1 rRNA gene is annotated in these 337 nt (G+C 49.9%); it reads right to left on the bottom strand.

The features are described 5' to 3' along the window. Positions 1-277 (bottom strand): 23S ribosomal RNA (locus FS665_RS23185); the annotation flags it as partial. Positions 278-337 lie beyond the last annotated feature (60 nt).

Genomic DNA, 337 nt, shown 5'->3' with positions numbered 1-337 from the left:
CAACTTAAGGGCTGGTCCCCGTTCGCTCGCCACTACTAAGGGAATCTCGGTTGATTTCTTTTCCTCAGGGTACTTAGATGTTTCAGTTCCCCTGGTTCGCCTCTTGCACCTATGTATTCAGTACAAGATACTCAGCTTGTGCTGAGTGGGTTCCCCCATTCAGAGATCTCTGGATCACAGTCTGTTTGCCGACTCCCCAAAGCTTATCGCAGGCTACCACGTCTTTCATCGCCTCTGACTGCCAAGGCATCCACCGTATGCGCTTCTTCACTTGACCATATAACCCCAAGCAATCTGGTTATACTGTGAAGACGACATTCGCCGAAAATTCGCACGT

Source organism: Pseudomonas sp. URMO17WK12:I11 (assembly GCF_007677725.1).
Taxonomy (GTDB): domain Bacteria; phylum Pseudomonadota; class Gammaproteobacteria; order Pseudomonadales; family Pseudomonadaceae; genus Aquipseudomonas.
The sequence above is the reverse complement of the archived record's forward strand: the minus strand, read 5'-3'. Positions and strand labels throughout refer to the sequence as shown.